Genomic DNA, 18952 nt, shown 5'->3' with positions numbered 1-18952 from the left:
GCCTTAAAATGCCGTTTTTATCCTTGTCATTTCACGATGGGTATGCTAACATCAAAAATCAACAATCAAATACAAAAGGCAAACCACAGAGCACACGCGAGTTTTTTGTTGAAGAACAAAAATAAAAAATAAGGAGAAAATGGGGAATCAAAAAATGGAAAGAAAAACCAAAAAACATATTTTTATTCCATCTCCCCCTTCTTCTCCCTTTCACCTTATTTTTTAAACTGTTTTTCAGTGAATTCTGTGGTTAAAGGGTCCAAATTATGCAGGATTATATCAATAAATACCTGGCCCATATTGAACACAACAGAAATTTTTCATCGCAGACCTTACGGGCTTATCGGAATGACTTACACCAATTCCTTTCATTTCTTGGCACCGAAGGTTGCCGTGATCTTGGAAATGTCACCCGTTTATTCCTGAGAAGATTTCTTGCCTTCCTGAAAAAACAAGACTATTCTAAAACAACGATTGCCAGAAAATTAGTTTCTATCAGATCCCTATACAAATTTCTATGCCGTGAGGGTATTTTAAAATTCAATCCCCTGGAGAATATTCGTGCACCTAAGCTGGAAAGAAAACTCCCCGGATTTATGAGTATCAACGAGACGGAAACCCTTTTAAATCTACCTGGTTTGAATACATTGTTGGGCATCCGCGATAGGGCCATTTTGGAAACCTTATACAGTACGGGTATGAGGGTAAGCGAATTGGTAGGAATCGATGTTGCAGATGTGGACTTCTTCAATGAAGTTATTAAAGTAAAGGGGAAGGGTAAAAAGGAACGTTTACAACCTATTGGGAATCATGCCTTAGATGCCATACGGTTATATATGGACAAAAGGAATTCAGACAGTAAAGCCCTTTTTTTAAACAACCGGGGCGGACGTCTTACCGAACGCAGTGTGGCAAGGATGCTGGAAAAGTATGTAAAAAAAGCAGGCCTAAGCCTGAATATTTCTCCCCATACCTTTCGGCATAGTTTTGCAACCCACCTGCTAGACCGCGGCGCCGATTTGCGTTCTGTACAAGAGCTTCTGGGACATGCCAACCTTTCTACAACCCAAATCTATACCCATATAACCACAGAACGGCTGAAACAGGTATATGACAAGGCACATCCCAGGGCGTAAAATTAGTTAGTACATCATACTATGTTATCGAGGCATCAACCTGGACAGATGAATAAAAGCCATTGAAACCATTGAAACGGTTTAAACGGCCTATTTGTATTGCTTTAAACGTAACTTATTTATAAATATAACCTCATATAAGGTATTTAAAATCCACTATCTCCTTTGACTAAAAATTATCGAATTTTCCTGCCCCTCCTGATTTCGTCAGTTTCACTTCTGGCGTATCTGAACACGCTTCATCATCAATTTGTGTTCGATGATTTCAGGATTATTGTGAACAATCCGTATATAAAGGATTGGAAGTATTTCCCGACACTTTTTACCGGCAATTACTTCAAGATATCAGGGGAACTCAGCTATCGTCCACTTGTCACCCTATCCTATTTTATAGATTATACCCTGTGGCATCATAATCCTTTTGGATTCCATTTAGCGAATTTATTACTCCATGCGTTAAATGTCTTTTTGGTATATTCCTTAATTTCTGAAATAACCAAAGACCTTGAGCTTGCGGGAATATCGTCTTTGTTTTTTGGCGTTCATCCCATACTTACCGAGACCGTAAATTCTGTAGGGTTTCGAGAAGACCTGTTATGCGCAACCTTTTTTCTGTTGACGTTATTCTTTTATGTAAAGATATATACTTCAAAATATAAAAATACTTGTTACGCTGCTATTCTTTCCCATTGTTCTCAACGCAGATTATCATATCACACCAGAAATATCCACCATGAGACCTCCTTTTTTCTTCTCCGGAGTTTTGTTGATTTGCATCGTATTCATCACCTTACGGCTTTACAACAGACAAAAGGAAATAACCTTTTCTATTCTATGGATATTCATTACGCTGATACCCGGTATGAATATTATACCCATTGGCAATAGTATGGCTGAAAGGTATCTGTACATTCCTTCATTGGGATTTTGCATGTTTCTGGGAATACTTATAAAAAAAATACGCACCACTTATCATTTTGTGTATAACCCTGTCGTCTCGGTTTGTTTAATAGCCATACTTGTTTTTATTTTACCTGTACCATTAAGCACAATAGGATTTGGACTGATGAGCGGACACTGTGGCTCCACACCGTGAATGACACCCCTTGCAGTTTTAATGCACATAACAATCGGGGAAAGGAATGCTTTCAACAAGGTCTGACCGATAAGGCCATAGAAGAGTATACTATTGCCCTGTCAAAGGCATCAGAGGTACAATATGCATACCCAAGGCACATTATAATCCTGGAATTGCCTATGACGCAAAAGGTATGTACGACGCTTCAATAATGGAATATAAAATCGATTTTTAGAACTTTTTAAACAACCGCACTAAGGTGGAACCTGTTATGAAATTCCCACATATATTGACCAATTTCTTTTTACTGTTTTCTGTATCCTGCATTGTTAATGCCCAACAAGCTCAGCAGTCATATAAATTACAAGATGCATTCCCCAATCTTTCCTTTAATAGACCCCTGGATTTACAACACGCCGGTGATGGTACAAATCGGCTCTTTGTCGTATCGCAAAATGGACTCATTTCTGTTTTCGAAAATACATCAAACGTAAAGTCAGCAAAGATTTTTTTGGATATCCGGGACAAAGTAATTGCTGGTGGCGAGTTAGGATTGCTGGGACTTGCCTTTCATCCTGATTATGAAAAGAACGGATATTTTTATGTGAATTATACGGCACCCAAACCCCTTCGCTCCGTTATTGCACGATACTCGGTAAGTACAACCAACTCCAATTCAGCTGACAAAAAGAGTGAACTTATTTTATTTCAGGTAAATCAGCCCTATAGCAACCATAACGGTGGTCAGCTTGCCTTTGGCCTTGATGGATATTTATATATTGCATTAGGAGACGGAGGCTCTGCTGGCGATCCTCAGAATAATGGGCAAAATAAATCATCTTTCCTTGGAAAGATATTACGTCTCGATGTAAACTGCACATCAGACGATAAAAATTATTGTATCCCGCCTGATAATCCATTTGCAGGAAACACACAAGGCTACAAAGAAGAAATTTATGCGTATGGTTTACGCAATCCCTGGAGATTCTGCTTTGATTCTGTTACTGGCCGGTTATGGACAGGGGATGTGGGCCAGGATTTATGGGAAGAGATTGACATTGTTGAAAAAGGGAAAAACTATGGCTGGAAGATCATGGAAGGAAATCACTGTTATAAATCTTCTTCCTGCAATACTTCCGGACTTGCATTGCCGATATGGGAGTATGGCCATGATGATCAGGGTGGGTGCTCAGTAACTGGTGGCTATGTTTATCGTGGGAAAATATTTCCAGAGCTTTCCGGCAGATATCTGTATGGTGATTACTGCACTGGCAGAGTATGGGCATTAAAATATGATGGTATTAACCCAGTTTCGAATGCCCTTTTATTAAAAGAAGATATTAATATTTCATCTTTTGGGGTTGATAAGTATAATGAAGTTTATCTCTGTGATTTGGATGGTAAAATTTATAAACTTGCCACAAATACTCCAAGACCAACACCCACCTCTCCTTCACAAACACCTACACCAATACCCACACCCTCAACAGTACCAACGCAGGTACCTACCCCGGTGAAAACTGGTAAAATATATGGATATGTTGTGGACATCAAAGGTAATCCCCTTGTATCGGTAAAGGTAAATCTCAAAGGAAAAGAAACAAAGATCAGGAAGAAAACCCTCTCCGATACGGAAGGATCCTTTGAATTCGCGGACTTAGAGGCTGATACTTATAAAATAACGACAAAGAAAAGGGGGTATCGGAAAGGCAGGCAGACGGTAATGCTTGAAGAGGGAGGAGAGGAAGAGATCGCGATAGAGATGAAAAAACAGTTGAAGCAAAAACCAATCTGATATTAAATTACGGTATGTTTTGGCAACAAGGAAGGAGCGGCATATCATATTATTTCTTTTCAGATAATTTGTGGTGTTGAATTAAATTTTCTTGAAGGTTGGGATGCATTTCCAATTTTCATCCGGGAAATTATCAAAATACTCCTATGAGTAACCATGATAAAACAAAAACAGAACTACAGCTTGAAAATGAAGAAGCCGTAACTGCTGAATACCTGACACATGCGATCCTCGACCAGGCGATGGAAGTCATTGTGATATGCGACGTAAATGGCCTGATCATTCATGCCAGTAAAACAGCCAAAGTCATTTGTGGCAAAGAGCCATTACTACAGCCATTTGAAACTATCTTTCCGATGCGGTTTAAGAGGGAAAAACAGCATTACAGAAATTTCCGGATTGCAGATGTTTTGCGTGGTAAAGAATTTCGGGAAGATGAAGTGAGACTGGAATATTTCTCCTCTACTCGCCCGTACGATATTAAAGTATTCAATCTGCTCATCAACGCCTCACCCCTGAAGAATTCACAGAATACGGTGGTCGGCTGCATTATTACATTGACTGACATTACCGAGTCCAAACGGATTAAACGGCGCAAAAACGTGTTGTATGCCACCACGCAGGTATTGGCAGAGTCTGCCACATTTAAAGAGGCCATTCCAAAAATTCTTCAAGCCATATGTGAAAGTCTTGAATGGGACTTAGGCGCGTTCTGGACTGTTGATAGGAAAACCAATGTGCTCAATTGTATTGAAATCTGGCACAAGCCGTCGTTAAAGGTTCCGGAGTTTGAAGCACTTACCCGGCAGATTACCTTTTTACCTGGTGTCGGATTGCCAGGCAGTGTTTATGCCAGCAAAAAACCCCTCTGGATTACCAACGTCGTTTCTGATGCAAACTTTCCCCGGGCACCAGTCGCGGCGAAAGAGGGATTGTACGGGGCTTTTGGTTTTCCCATTTTGATTGGAAACAATGTGTTGAGCGCAATTGAATTTTTTAGCAATGCGATACAACCACCGGATGAAGACCTGCTCAGGATGATGGCCTCCATAGGCGGTCAGATCGGCCAGTTCATTGAACGAAAACAATCGGAAGAGGCCCTCAGGCGCAGAATAGACTTTGAAAAGACCGTTGCCAATATCTCCACAAGATTTGTTACTCTTTCGGATTTTAACAATGCCGTTTTTAAATCATTGGCCGATGCAGGCCGGCTGAGTGAAGCCAGCAGAGCGTACCTCTTCCAGTTTCGTGATAACGGCAAAATTATGGACAACACCCATGAATGGTGTGGCGAAGGGGTCGCATCTGAAATCCAGCATCTCCAAAATCTTCCCGCTGCGATGTTGCCCTGGCTGTTGGAGAACTTGCATGCTGGCAAGGTAATTCATATTGCCGATGTTTCTAAAATGCCGCCTGAGGCTGCAACTGAAAAAGAGGAATTTAAGAGGCAGGGTATCAAGGCAATACTAATCCTTCCGGTATATGCTGAAAAGGAATTGGCCGGGTTTGTTGGTTTTGACAATGTCGTGGCTATTGACCCATGGCATGAAGAAGATATTGCACTGCTTCGCATTATGGCAGAGATTATAGGAAATGCGATTGCACGCAGGCAGTCGGAGTCCCGTATCACCTACATGGCCTATCATGATACCCTCACAAACTTACCCAACCGCAATTTATTTCATGACCGTTTGAAAGTAGCAATAGTTCAGGCAAAGCGTAATGGAAAGATGGTGGCTGTTATGATCCTTGACCTGGATCACTTCAAAACTATCAATGACTCTCTGGGACATCACATAGGTGATTTGTTGCTCAAGGCGGTCGCCGAGCGGCTGACGCGATGTGTTCGTGAGGGTGACACGATCGCGCGCACGGGTGGCGATGAATTTACGATCATTCTCCCTGACCTTGTTCATGCACTAAATACTATCATTGTTGCAAGTAAAATTATTGATGCACTAAACCAGCCCTTTCTGCTTGAAGGCCACGAAATTCACATCTCTACGAGCATTGGCGTTAGTCTCTATCCACTCGATGGGGATGACAAAGCAGACCTGGTCAAAAAGGCAGACATTGCCATGTACATTTCCAAGGCACGGGGGAAAAATACCTACCGTTTTTACAAATCTGATATGAATACCATCTTTAAACAGAAGTAAGTTATCAGGTGATTTTCCAATCTGACCCGGATTTGGATCTTTGAATTTGGAACCGGGATGATAAAATAATTACCAGGATGGTTAAATGCTTAGGTTACCATTAGATTGGCGTATAACCCCGTCAGTTTGTATTTGATAATTCCTCATATTCGTGCTAAATTATGTGTATGAAAAGTCTGACACTGTTATCTCAACAAAAGTCGTATCTTGGAAAGCATCGATTTTATCCATTTCGTGAATACCTGAAAGAACATTTTCTTTATAAAGTGCACAAGATTCCGCTTCATGCAGGTTTTACCTGTCCGAACCGTGATGGTCGTGCAGGGGTGGGTGGTTGCACTTATTGTATCAATGAAAGCTTTAGTCCAAATGTCAAAGGACATTCTCTTTCTATCAGGGAACAGGTTGAAAGAGGCAAGATATTCCATAAAAAGAGATATGGTGCTGAAAAATTTATCGCTTATTTCCAGTCCTTTACAAATACCTATGCAGACGTGGAAACCTTAAAGGACCGTTATGAAGAAGCACTAACAGATGAAGATGTTGTTGGAATTTCTATTGGCACGCGGCCAGACTGCGTCACGGATATTATTCTAAGCCACATCGAAAGTTATACAAAAAAATACCACGTTTGGATCGAGTATGGCCTCCAATCTGTTCACAACAAGACTCTCGACCGAATTAACCGAGGACACGATTACAAGATATTTTTGGATGCCATAAATCGCACAAAAAAAACTTGCATCAATATATGTGTTCATGTTATCTTAGGTCTCCCTGGCGAAACGAGGGACGATATGATGGAAACAGCTGAGGCAGTGGCAACCCTGGGCATACAGGGTATCAAACTTCACCACTTGTATGTGGCGAAAAATACGGCACTGGCCGAGGAGTATTTTCAGGGGAAGGTACAGACGCTGGATATGAATACCTATATTCAGCTTGCCGCTGATTTTCTGGAGCGTATTCCATCGGATATTACCATACAAAGACTCGTAGGTGACACGCATGGCAATTTCCTTATATCGCCAATATGGAAGGCCAGTAAGGCCGAGATCACTTACGGAATTACACGGGAATTGGAACAAAGGGGTACCTGGCAAGGCTCACGGTATAACGTGTCAGTACCTGCAATAAATCACTCGACACCATTTCCTGTCCAAAACATACAGGGACAAGTTTCCGAAGAGTCGAAACTGCATACCATAGAAATATGATGCGGGCGTAATTCAGTGGTAGAATACCAGCTTCCCAAGCTGGGTATGAGGGTTCGATTCCCTTCGCCCGCTCCATTCTAAAGTTGAGAAATTCCGGCCAGAATAGCAAATTCGTAAAATTATACCAGTGCACAAATCTGACCTAACAACAGTGCTGAAAATTTGAAAGAGTTTATACCGCCTGCGCGCCGCATTGCAGATAATGGGAAATGACAAATAGAGATGCTTTACGTTGACATGGCCATAATTGATTGCTACAATAGCCCCACTGATATTATTATGAAATCAATGGATTTTAAGGAGGAAATACAATGATACTACCATTGCAAATTACGTCGAGAAATTTAGAACTCACTGAAGCGATCAAAACAAACATCCGTGAGCATGCAGAAAGTTTAGATAAATATTACAGCCGGATTATGAGCTGCCGGGTCGCTGTAGAGGCGCTTCCCAACAGGTCTTTGTACAACGTACGTATCGATATGACCGTCCCTGGTGTGGAACTTGTAATAAAACTCGATCCGAACTCAGACCTCTATATTGCAATAAGAGATGCCTTTCATGATGCGCGCCGTAAGCTGGAGGATTTTGCCAGAAGGCAGCGTGGTGACGTAAAACGCCATGAGGAACCACCCCATGCCCGCATAAGTACCCTGTTCCAGGACAAGGGCTACGGCTTCCTTACCACAGTGGATGGACGGGAAATTTATTTCCACGAGAATAGCGTACAGAGCCATAAATTTAAGCAACTGGAGATCGGAATGGAGGTACGTTTTGGTGAAGAAATGGGCGAAAAAGGACCACAGGCCACTTATGTAAAAGTAGTTTGACAATATTCCAAATTTTTGATTGACATCGAATACCAAACCTTTTCATAATTATAATATTCATACTTCCGATAAGGGCAAACCCTGAGCAATCAGAGGACGCAAAGTATAGGGTCTTTAAAATATTTTCTGCAAAGGCAGGAAAATATAAAGACAGCCTTACTGCCGAAGATTTTAAAGATATCTTTGCAGTAAGGTTTTTTTATTTTTCCGGATGTTTACAAAAAACGTTTTCTCCGTGGGTATGTCATCGTGTGATAAATAATCATTAATTACAGGCTATCCTGCTATGGCATTACAAAGAAAGCTATTATTTATTATCTTTGTTCTTGCAGTTATCCTCCTTACCAATGGACAACACAGCATAGCTGACGACGATTGGCAACTGGATGATACTCCGTCAGAAATGAACGATGCGGAAGAGATAGAGTTGGGGAAACGGGTTGATGAGTATATACGACGTCAATTTTATCTGGAAAATGATCCAGACCTCAACATGGCGGTCAGCAACATTACGCAAAGACTTGTAACGGTATCCGATAGAAATACACTTCCCTTCAGCTGCACCATTCTTCAATCATTTTCGATCAATGCATTTTCTGCCCCGGGCGGACACATCTATCTAACCTATGGATTACTCAAATTTGCGCAAACAGAAGACGAAGTGGCTGGAATTGTCGGCCATGAAGTGGCTCATGCGTCCTTGCATCACGCTTCAAAATTGTATCACGAAGTTATGGAAATCCTTTCCCGGCAGAATAATGGGACTCATACACCTGAGAATTTATTACTGTTAAATAATCACCTCGAAGAATTTGAACAGGAAGCTGATACAACGGGTGTTTTATATGCATCTAAAGCCGGATTTAATCCCAACGGTCTGTTGGACTTTCTGGAAAGGCATCTCAGTCTCATGATTCGCAAAAATATGTTTGGATTGGGGGGTCTAACTTCCTCTGCGAAAATGATTAATTCCAGAATAAACCATTTAAAAGAGTACCTATCCACTTTAGAAAAAAGGAAAAGAGAATAAAGAATAACTTCAGGAGGAGAGGCTCGAAGCAGCATCTTTTTCATTACCCGCAACCCGTTTACGGTATCGACTTCAGCGGTGCGGCAAACGCCGGTAAAAAGATATGGATTACGAGCGGGATAATAGAAAAGGACACCCTGCTAATTAAAGACTGTTTCCGGGCAGAAGCCCTTCCTGGCTCAGGGAGTAATCGTAACGAATGTATGGCGGCACTTCGGAATTTCATCATGGAAGAACGTCCGAGTGCCTTCGGGATCGATTTCCCTTTTGGGTTGCCTCAGAGTCTGGTAAAAGAGGAATGGTGGGAGGACTTTGTGTTATCCTTTCCATGCAACTACCTCAGCGCCGAAGCGTTTAGGAAGATTCTCTACACATCCTCTGGTGGTTACGAACTCAAGCGAGTTACTGATAAAGAATGCCAAACACCCTTTTCTCCTTACAACCTCAGGCTCTATCGTCAAACCTACTTTGGCATCCGGGAAGTACTTTCCCCACTAATTCGGGACCATTTGGTATGTGTGCTCCCCATGCAAAAAGCCCTGCCAGGCAAAACATGGTTACTGGAAGTCTGTCCTGCTTCGACCTTAAAGCAGGCACGTCTCTATTTTCCCTATAAAGGCAGTTCCAGGTCACATTATTCGGTCAGGGTACGTATCTTTGCCTGGATAGAAGAAGCATGTGGTATGTCCCTACCCAGAACAGTCCGTATGGCAGTCTTAGGCGACGATTACGGAGACGCCCTTGACAGCGTCATTGCTACAGTCGCTACATCCCGTGCCATCTGCAACCGGGCGGGCATTCCCACTAATGATACCTACCTGCGCGAGGGATATGTATTTGTTTAAATTACCATGCCTGATTTATCGTATTCATCCGAAAATATCCACCTTTTTTTATCAAGTTTTTTATACTACCCTTAGCCCCCTTGTAAATGCAATGTCGTTGAATTAAAGTAAAGAGCTTTTCTCTTCGAGGTAAAGCCCGAAGGGCTGACAGTGTATTGCCCGGAGTAACAGCCCTGGGATCAGGATTTAATAATATTTTTAGCCCTGAAAGGGCGACAAGGGTTAAAAACTTTAAGTCCTTGATATTGGGCTGGTTTCCTGTTTTACTTTTAAAATTAATGTATTGCTGGCATCATAATATTAATTCTATTCATTAAAAAAATAATTTCCTATTATCTCTCCATGAGATATACTTTGAAATAGAACAAGAATATTTTATGCTGATCACGTATAGGGTGACATGATAAAAAGTGCAAAGAGACGTAAGTGATGTCTGAAGTGTTTATCAATATAGTACTTGCCATATTAAAGGCATGTTATATGCGCAATAAATCTGTATTCCGCATAGTATGCAGATCAAACTAATTAATATTCGGCGGCGGAGCGGTGTGCTTGCCTGTGGCACTCACGGCAGTGGATCGTCGCCCGCCAACAGGAGGCTTGTTACAAGGGTACATGTGGGGATTTGAACTTGCCATCATGGTCACCATGATCGGCATCAACAGCGTTTTTGCAGCGTACGAAATCGCCTTGGCGTCCGTAAGCCTCGCCAGACTACGGAGTCTCGCGGATGATCACCGGAGCGGGGCGAAAGTCGCCCTGTACATGAAGCAGAACATGGAGGCGAGCCTGGCCGTTGTCCAACTGGGGATCACACTGGTCGGCACCATCGCGGCGGCTGTCGGTGGATCCGGCGCTGAGGAGAAGGTGGCCCCGACCCTTATTGGTCGCTTGGGTGTTTCGGAGGGTACGGCTGAGGTCCTAGCCATTGCGCTCGTGGTTGTCCCTCTCACCGTCGTGACAATCGTGGTCGGAGAATTGATACCGAAGGTGTTCGCGCTGCGCAATGCGGAAAGGGTGTGCCTCACCCTTTCGCCTTTTATGCGTTGGTTCTCCTTCAGCGTCTGGCCTGCCGTGTGGCTGTTTGAAACGGTTGTCATGGGTGTAATGTCGTGGGGTGAGCGCCGCCTTGGCTCGGGCGATGCGGGTAAGTCTAAGACGGTGGAGTTTCAAGAACTCCGCGCCATAGCCGCTATGGCCCGCGCATCGCGGCTCATTGGGCACCGGGAGGAGCGAATCATTCTGGGAGCGATGGAGTTGCAGTCACGCGTAGTCCGCACTATCATGCTCCCGGCTGAACATGTGACCACACTCGATGCGAATGCCTCACTGGCGGAAAATCTAATTACGGCCCACCTCGACATGCATACACGCTTTCCCGTAGTCGCACGGAAGGGCGACCCGCAGACTATCATCGGCTATGCAAACTTCAAGGACATCATTGCCACGATGCGCCTGGCCCCACAGGAACCCACGTTCCGTACCATCATCCGCCCGATCCTGTCCTTCAAGGACAACGAACGGATCGCCGTATGCCTTGAGCAGATGATGCGCGAGCACACACACATCGCCTTGGTGCGTGACGCCGACGGCAGGGTGGTGGGAATAGTCACGCTCGAAGACATCCTAGAGGAATTGGTGGGCGAGATTGAGGATGAGTACGATCGCCTCCCTACCCACATTGTCGAATCTGGTTCCTCCTGGGTTGCAGGTGGTGGGGTTTCCATTGACCGATTGAAGGCCACAACCGGCATCGACCTAAGTATCGATCATCCCGCTGCCGGTGCCCGTACGCTCAGTGATTGGGTCAGCGGACACCTGGGCAGGGAAGTTCGCGGTGGCGATGTTGTCGAAAGGGGTGCTATGCGAGTCGTGGTTCGCAAGGTCCGTCGGAAGAAAGTCCAAGAAGCTCAGGTGAGCCAGTTTGAGCAAGGGCGGACACCGAACAAGGCGATGCAGCGGACTGGTAGGGTATGACGACTATCAGGAACGCTACAGCTCTCCAGCCCCGCTGACTGCTGAGCTAAGCGTAATGTTTGAGAGTTATTTATATCAATCATAGTAGCTCGTCCACTGCGATGCAATGGTTCTTAAATCCATTGGGGACGTGTTATCTGATGATAAACCAATGAGCATAATTTCCCCCCAGGATGGACGATTGAGGCGCAAGCGTAGGATTTCCAACTCCCAGCGGCAGCTTTTCGGCAATGGTGGTTAGTGTTTCGCTAACTATTTGTCGTGCCTTAAAAATATCCGTCCCCCACTCAAATTCTATCCAAACAATGGATATTCCCGCGGCAGATGATGATCTTACCCGGCGCACATTGGTGGCACCATTGACTGCCGTTTCAATCTGAAAGGTTACTAATTTTTCGACTTCTTCCGGGGCCATTCCATGCGCTTCGGTTAACATTACTACCGTTGGGGCAGTAAGGTCAGGGAATACATCAACTTCCATTTTTGAGGCCGTGTAAATGCCAGCTATCAAAAGCAACGCTGATGCCGCTATAATCATTAAGCGATTATTTAAGGAGTATTCTATAATCTTATTTATCATGATTTCCCTCTTTAATGTTCGTGACCATGAGCAGGCATTTTACCCGACATTGTTGCTAATTTTATTTGGTAGGCTCCTTTCGTGACAACTCTTTCGCCCCTCCTTTATACCTGCTAATACCTGTACATTCATACCATCATTGGCTCCGATTTTTAATTCACGCTTCTGGAATCCTTCGCCTGATGTTTGCACATAGGCAAAGAAATTTTCCTGTTCCTCTATGAGCGCCGAATAGGGAATTACTAATGCATCACTGATTATATTGGTTTTTATAAACGCCTCTACGAATGAGCCAGGGATGATTCCAGCATTATTGTCAATCTCAAAGTTTACTGGAATATAATAAGCGTTATTCTCTGCGCTTTTCCCATATGAAACGAGCTTTCCATTTAAGCTGTCAGTATTGTGTGTTTTATTGTCATAAGCAGTTATGAAATTCGCCGATGAAATACTATTGAGTTTTGAGAAATACTTTTGAGGCAATTCGGCTTTTAAAATGAGTTTGCGGTTTTGGGAAACGACGGCAATGGGCTGCCCGATTTCAATATGATCCCCTTCGCTTATCATCACATTTTTTATATAGCCTTGTATTGGCAACATGATTTTGTATCCGTCAGTAGTATAGTTTTTTTCAATAATGTTAAAAGTGGTTTGAGCATTTTTGTATCGGAGACGTATTTCCTGAAAAGATTTTTGTGAAATGATATGGTCTTTCACCAATGTTTTGGCTTTTTCAAAATCTATTTTGCTTTTTTCGTAGTTATTTTTTGCTTCTTTGTATTTCGCGTCTAAATTACCTTTGTTAAACCGGCTCCTGAAATTATAAATAATGTTTCGCCTGCATTTACCGCAGAACCAATCAGTTTTTTATTGTTTCCGAATGTTATGATGCCTTTGCATTTTGCTATCATCGTTGTCTCGTCTCCAGGCGCAGGCAAGACTTGTCCTGTTGTTTTGATTATTTCAGTAAAGGGCTGTCTTTTACTTCCCTATTGGCAAAATCTATCTTCCATACCTGTTCTTTTAAATAAACAATTTCTTCGTCGATTGTCTGTTCTTGTTGGTTTACGAGTGCAGTTTGTGTGTCAGGGTAAACAGTGATATTTGCTATTGTTATTTTGTCGGAAAACTCATTAGTTTGAATGTCAAAGACCAATTGATATGTGCCAGGATTTTCAGGATTCAAAGCCAGTCGAAAAATGCCCAGAGATGATGGTTCTTCGGCATTATCAGTTAATTGTGTCTCGTTTCCGATGAGGCTAACTGTTACGGAACCTTCTGTTACTGCTTTGAAGGTTTCTCCTAATTGTGTAAAGTGGGCAGCGAACTTTGAGGTTTCCCCTACGATCAAAGGTTTAAACTCTACAAATGGTTCCGATTTGTCTGTGTAGAGCGTATAAACAAGCGGTTCAAGCCCTCCACCTGTATGTACTTCGCCTTCATGCAAATGTCCGTGTCGGCATTACCGTGTTTATGATTATCATCTTTACAGCCCGCTAATAAACCTGCAACGATGATGAATGAAATAATTGCAGTGTCAACAAATTTCCATAAATTAATTGCAAAACCGAATCTTACCTAAAAGTTTGTTGACATAAAAGATGGTGTTGTTATGATAATAACATTATGTTACGTTTATAACATATATTAAATTGTCTTTGTTCAGAGGTAAAAGATTCAACTTTTCCAGAGGATGGCAAGATTGGTTTATGGACAAAGGCCGATGTACAGACACATTTTGATAATCTAATGCTTACCGATACATAGTTGTCTGAATCACCATATAAAGAGATAAATTTTTTACAAGTGGACAAGTTAAATAAAAAAATATTATGGTTAATAATACTCTGTGCTTTGGGAGGAATTGTTGCCCCTAAAAATGTCCTGGCATTGCGGCCTTTCGTTACAACAGATGCTGATGTAGTTGAACCCAATATTGCGGAGATAGAATTGGGAATATTTGGATTGCATGAGCAAAAGCATCCTGGTCCTGACGAATTCGTATTAGACGTACCGAGTATACGTTTTAACTATGGGTTGCCATGGGATAGCGAAATTGTGCTTGAGACTATAGGTGAATTAATCGATAGCAAATATGTAGGAACGCTGGGCGTAAAAGAGAAACAATTTGCTGATACGGCAGCCTTTTACAAAAAGGTCTGGTGGCGTAGTGGCGAGAACGGTGGCTGGATACCTAATTTTGCTACAGAGACAGGTTTTGTGTTTCCTACAGAAAAGGGGACCTCAGGATTAGATTTTGAAGGTACCGGTATCTTCTCGTGGTATTTGGAGAAATTAACATGCCACCTCACCCTTGGTGGAGGTACAAAAAAAGGGGCTTTTGAGCATAACACGCGAGGTCTCTTTATCTACGGTATTATATTAGACGTACCTTCGCCCTGGTATAAAAAACTTCATCTTGTATCAGAATATAGTGGAGAAAAGATAGAAAATGCTATCCTAGATCATCAATTGTTGGGTGGAGTGGTATGGGAAGGACCGCTCAATATAGATTATGATATTGCAGGGTTTGCAGGTTTAAATAGCAAAAGCGTGGATTGGGGCATAACAATGGGTATAACATTTTTTATCGCTAAGAAGAGAGGAGGAGGTAAGACATAAATTTTTGCTTACATAGAGTCTTAATAAAAATTCATGAATAAATGGATACTCCTAACACATCAAATTGCACAAGATGCACCAAACCTCAGGGTAAAGGTCTGGCGGCATCTGAAAAAACTGGGAGCTGTACTCTTCAAAAATGCCGTATATTTACTCCCTTATACGAAGGAACATGAGGAGAGTATGCAGTGGATTTGTAAACAAATTAGGGACAGTGGAAGTGATGCATCACTCTTTATTACTGAATCAATGGACAAAAAGCACAATGAAGAAATTATCAAAACCTTTCAGGAATCCTGTAATAAGGAGTATGTTCCATTAATTGATCAATGCAATGATGTACTAAAACAAATAGAGCAGATAGAAGGGACAGAAGGGGTAACAGACCGTTTTGTAGAAGATTTGAAAAGGAAATTAAGCGAGATAATGAAAGGTGCTGATGAGGTAGCAAAGATCGATTTTTTCCATGCCCCACAGAGAGACGTGCTCCTGAAAAAAATTGAATCTATACGCCAGAAGATAGAAAAATGGTCTAAAAAAATGAAAGAAGAAGTACCTGTGATCAATAAATTTTATCAAAAAAAGGACTTCCTGGGTAAAAAATGGGTGACGCGAAAAGATATTTATATCGATCGTTTAGCATCTGCCTGGCTTATCAGAAAATTTATCGATCCAAATGCGAAGTTCGTCTTTATATCCAAAGGAGAAAATAACCTACCCAAAAATACTATACCTTTCGATATGTATGGCGCAGAGTTTACCCATCATGGCGATGACTGTACTTTTGAAACCTTAATCATGGTATTTGATTTAAAAGATCCTGCTTTACGGCCAATTGCAGAGATTGTGCATGATATAGATTTGAAAGATAATAAATATAATCGCAAAGAGGCCGATGGAATAGATCAAATTATTGCCGGGCTTAGCAAAAAACTCAATAACGATAATAAGTTGTTGGAGAAGGGTATGGAGATATTTGATGCCCTCTATCAAAATTACTCTTCAAACTATGAGTAGGGTGGATTAAGGCGTTGGTTTTACGCCGAATCCACCTTCAACATTTTGTGATGTGGTGGATTCGCTTCGCTTAATCCACCCTACCGCAAACACGCATAAATAAAATGAAAATTACCTATACAATCAAGATAAAGAAAGGAGGTAACAGATATGCCACCACTTGATGATCATTTTAAAAATAGTATGGAAAGAACAGGAAATGCTTATGAGGAACTTCATCACTGGATTGATGATAATAAGACAACAGCCCCGGGAATTCATGATCTTGCAAAAATTCATGAAAATATAGCATACGCCCGTGAGTGATGGGGAGAAGCAGCGGTTCAGGAGTTTGTGCTTCATATAAAAGAAGACCTGGAACACAGATTAAAAGAAAATCTGCAATACTTTGGGCTTTTCAAATGATAAACAATACCAGAGTATTATCCCCATTCATTATCCTTTGCACGGTGGGGTTCTTTACAAGGATGAGTTATGCTATGGCAAGAACACCACTCTTGCCACTCTTTGCATTGTCATTAGGTGCGGGCCCGGAGGCAATTGGGTTTGTTGTCGGTGCTTCTACCATAACAGGGATCTTTTTCAAATTACCAGCAGGCACACTTTCCGATATTTACGGCAGATACAAAATGCTGTTTCTCAGCGTCCTGGTTTTTGCATTTACCCCTTTTATTTACTATCTCGTAACAAGTTACTGGCAACTCGTTTCTCTCAGGTTTTTCCACGGATTGGCCACATCGATTTATGGACCAGTTGCCATGGCGACAATCGCCGATATTGCCGGGGGAAAAAAAGGGGAAAGGCTTTCGATATTTTCATCTATTACCATTATCGGAAACCTCACTGGTGCACCACTCGGTGGATATATCCTCAAGTATCTCTCCGGCAACGGAAGTAATTCTATACACCATTTTCATAGTGCATATCTAGTCTGTGGGATTATTGGCCTGATTTCTTTGGGTTTTACCGTAAAATTGATGAATTCAAAAAAATCAGAAACCATACAAATCAAAAATCCCCTGAGTGAAGTATGGCGGAAGTTCTTGAAAGGCATCAGGGAGGTCATTGGTGACTATCGGATTATCATCACCAGTAATATGGAAGGTATACAAAATCTGTCGGTTGGTGCCCTGGAGGCCTTTTTGCCCATTTATGCCGTTACTGTGGCAAAATTGGATCCATTTCGGGCTGGAATTCTGTGGGGTGCACAGGTGGTTACAACAATCCTTGCAAAACCAGTTATGGGAAAGGTCTCCGATCGATACGGGAGAAAGCCTATAATCTTTTCCGGGATGTGGATATGTGCTGTTTCTTTAGCGTGCATCCCTTTCACACAAAATTTTTACTTTCTGATCCTTTTAGCTGCCGTCTTTGGTGTTGGTGAGGCATTTGTGACCTCTTCTTCGGCAGCTATGGTCGCTGATTTCTGTAAGGAACAGAACTACGGCGCTGCCATGGGGACGTTTGGAAGTATCTTTGATATTGGTCATGCCTCAGGCCCTATTTTAGCCGGATTCCTTTTGTCGCATCTGCGTTATCAACACTCGTTTGTTATTATTGCCCTTTTGTTGATAGTATCGTCATTTATTTTTGCACTGAAAGTGCCAGAAAAAAAAGAGGTGAAATTATGAGATTTATTACCTTGATGATTTTAGTTCCGTTACTCTTCTTTAAAATATGCCTTGGAGGAGAGGTCGTTGTTTATACCTCAGAAGATAAGGTTTTCTCAGAACCTGTTCTTCAACAGTTTGAGAAAAAGACAGGGATAAAGGTTCGTGCTATTTATGATACGGAAGAGACAAAGAGTACCGGTTTGGTTAACCGCCTGATTGCTGAGAAGGATAATCCACAGGCGGATGTATTCTGGAGTGGGGATCCAGTACGACCTGTATTGCTTGAGACGAAGGGTATTACAACACCGTATATTTCAAGTTCAGCGTCAGATATCCCGGAAATCTACAAGGATAATGTGGGGCATTGGACTGGTTTTTCTGCACGTGCCCGCATTATTCTTTATAATACAAATCTGATAAACATGGACGAAAGGCCATTATCCATATTTGATCTTGCTAAACCCATGTGGAGGGGTCAGGTAGCCATGGCAAACCCCTTATTTGGTACCACCTCCATACACATGGCAGCCCTTTTTATCACATTGGGTGATGAAAAGGCAAGGAAATTTCTACAAGATTTGAAAGCAAATGGTGTAAAAGTTGTCTCATCAAATGGTGAAGTAAAACGACTTGTTGCAAGGGGTGAGGTTAAGGCTGGTATCACAGATACGGATGACGCCAGTGTAGCTATTAAAGAGGGAAGTCCGGTAAAAATGGAATTCCCGGACAAAACCAGCATAGGCACCCTCATTATGCCCAATATGGTCAGTCTTATAAAAAACGGTCCGAATCAGGAAAATGGAAAGAAACTGATTGATTACCTAGTCAGTAGTGAGGTTGAAAAAAGTCTTGCATGGGCAACATGTGCACAGATGCCACTGAGGTATGATGTGCGGACACCTGCTGACGTGTTAACCATCGATGCCGTAAAAGGCATGGATGTTGATTACCATGCAGTTGCACAAAAGCTTGACGAGATCGGTGAATTTCTCAAACAGTGGGCTGGGTACTAATTTAGTGTTTAGAAATTTCAAACGCAGAGACAGGTTTGAA

At 42.2% G+C, this 18952-nt stretch carries 15 protein-coding genes, 1 tRNA gene, 1 pseudogene and 1 riboswitch; of the genes and pseudogenes, 14 read left to right on the top strand and 3 right to left on the bottom strand.

The features are described 5' to 3' along the window. Nucleotides 1–266 precede the first annotated feature (266 nt). The 10 genes from xerC to E3K36_05480 all read left to right on the top strand — a co-directional run bounded on the left by xerC (nt 267) and on the right by E3K36_05480 (nt 12067). On the top strand, nt 267–1136 hold the full coding sequence (gene xerC, locus E3K36_05525; protein MCF6154705.1) for a tyrosine recombinase XerC: 870 nt from the start codon (nt 267–269) through the stop codon (nt 1134–1136). Nucleotides 1137–1412: 276 nt separating this feature from the next. Beyond that, on the top strand, nt 1413–2024 hold the full coding sequence (locus E3K36_05520; GenBank protein MCF6154704.1) for a hypothetical protein: 612 nt from the start codon (nt 1413–1415) through the stop codon (nt 2022–2024). Between the two features lie 461 nt (nt 2025–2485). Next, on the top strand, nt 2486–4009 hold the full coding sequence (locus tag E3K36_05515) for a glucose sorbosone dehydrogenase (GenBank protein MCF6154703.1): 1524 nt from the start codon (nt 2486–2488) through the stop codon (nt 4007–4009). A gap of 146 nt (nt 4010–4155) precedes the next feature. Then, entirely contained in the window at nt 4156–6168 is a 2013-nt protein-coding gene (locus tag E3K36_05510) for a diguanylate cyclase (protein ID MCF6154702.1), read from the top strand. A gap of 161 nt (nt 6169–6329) precedes the next feature. Further along, complete coding sequence (locus E3K36_05505; protein ID MCF6154701.1) at nt 6330–7385, top strand: TIGR01212 family radical SAM protein; 1056 nt, start codon at nt 6330–6332, stop codon at nt 7383–7385. 1 nt (nt 7386) lies between these two features. Further along, nucleotides 7387–7460: transfer RNA gene (locus E3K36_05500), tRNA-Gly, on the top strand. Nucleotides 7461–7696: 236 nt separating this feature from the next. Further along, nucleotides 7697–8215: an HPF/RaiA family ribosome-associated protein gene (locus E3K36_05495; GenBank protein MCF6154700.1), complete on the top strand. Its 519-nt coding sequence runs from the start codon at nt 7697–7699 to the stop codon at nt 8213–8215. A 63-nt stretch (nt 8216–8278) separates the two neighbouring features. After that, nucleotides 8279–8382, top strand: a riboswitch (cyclic di-GMP riboswitch). A gap of 119 nt (nt 8383–8501) precedes the next feature. Further along, a complete protein-coding gene (locus E3K36_05490; protein MCF6154699.1) occupies nt 8502–9245 on the top strand; it encodes a hypothetical protein in 744 nt (247 codons plus the stop codon). Between the two features lie 227 nt (nt 9246–9472). Next, complete coding sequence (locus E3K36_05485; GenBank protein MCF6154698.1) at nt 9473–10090, top strand: hypothetical protein; 618 nt, start codon at nt 9473–9475, stop codon at nt 10088–10090. A 600-nt stretch (nt 10091–10690) separates the two neighbouring features. Continuing rightward, nucleotides 10691–12067: an HlyC/CorC family transporter gene (locus E3K36_05480; GenBank protein MCF6154697.1), complete on the top strand. Its 1377-nt coding sequence runs from the start codon at nt 10691–10693 to the stop codon at nt 12065–12067. Between the two features lie 102 nt (nt 12068–12169). Here E3K36_05480 and E3K36_05475 read toward each other — a convergent pair. The 3 genes and pseudogenes from E3K36_05475 to E3K36_05465 all read right to left on the bottom strand — a co-directional run bounded on the left by E3K36_05475 (nt 12170) and on the right by E3K36_05465 (nt 14094). Further along, a pseudogene (locus tag E3K36_05475) lies at nt 12170–12647 on the bottom strand (efflux RND transporter permease subunit). A gap of 39 nt (nt 12648–12686) precedes the next feature. After that, the gene (locus E3K36_05470) at nt 12687–13478 is read right to left on the bottom strand and encodes an efflux RND transporter periplasmic adaptor subunit (protein MCF6154696.1); all 792 of its coding nucleotides are present in this window, start codon (nt 13476–13478) and stop codon (nt 12687–12689) included. Between the two features lie 127 nt (nt 13479–13605). Further along, entirely contained in the window at nt 13606–14094 is a 489-nt protein-coding gene (locus E3K36_05465) for a hypothetical protein (GenBank protein MCF6154695.1), read from the bottom strand. Between the two features lie 359 nt (nt 14095–14453). On the opposite strand from E3K36_05465, the gene E3K36_05460 reads away from it, so the two are divergent. From E3K36_05460 to E3K36_05445, 4 genes are all read left to right on the top strand, one after another. Then, nucleotides 14454–15269, top strand: a complete 816-nt coding sequence (locus tag E3K36_05460; protein MCF6154694.1) for a hypothetical protein — start codon at nt 14454–14456, stop codon at nt 15267–15269. A gap of 33 nt (nt 15270–15302) precedes the next feature. Further along, the gene (locus tag E3K36_05455) at nt 15303–16286 is read left to right on the top strand and encodes a hypothetical protein (protein ID MCF6154693.1); all 984 of its coding nucleotides are present in this window, start codon (nt 15303–15305) and stop codon (nt 16284–16286) included. 401 nt (nt 16287–16687) lie between these two features. Then, nucleotides 16688–17917 carry an MFS transporter gene (locus E3K36_05450; GenBank protein ID MCF6154692.1) on the top strand — a complete coding sequence of 410 codons (1230 nt, stop codon included), beginning with the start codon at nt 16688–16690 and terminating at the stop codon, nt 17915–17917. After that, a complete protein-coding gene (locus tag E3K36_05445; protein ID MCF6154691.1) occupies nt 17914–18912 on the top strand; it encodes an extracellular solute-binding protein in 999 nt (332 codons plus the stop codon). The genes E3K36_05450 and E3K36_05445 overlap by 4 nt, the downstream gene beginning before the upstream one ends. Nucleotides 18913–18952 lie beyond the last annotated feature (40 nt).

Origin of the sequence: Candidatus Brocadia sp. (assembly GCA_021646415.1) — a bacterium.
Classification (GTDB): domain Bacteria; phylum Planctomycetota; class Brocadiia; order Brocadiales; family Brocadiaceae; genus Brocadia.
Note: the sequence above shows the minus strand (reverse complement) of the source record. Positions and strands in the feature narration are given on the sequence as shown.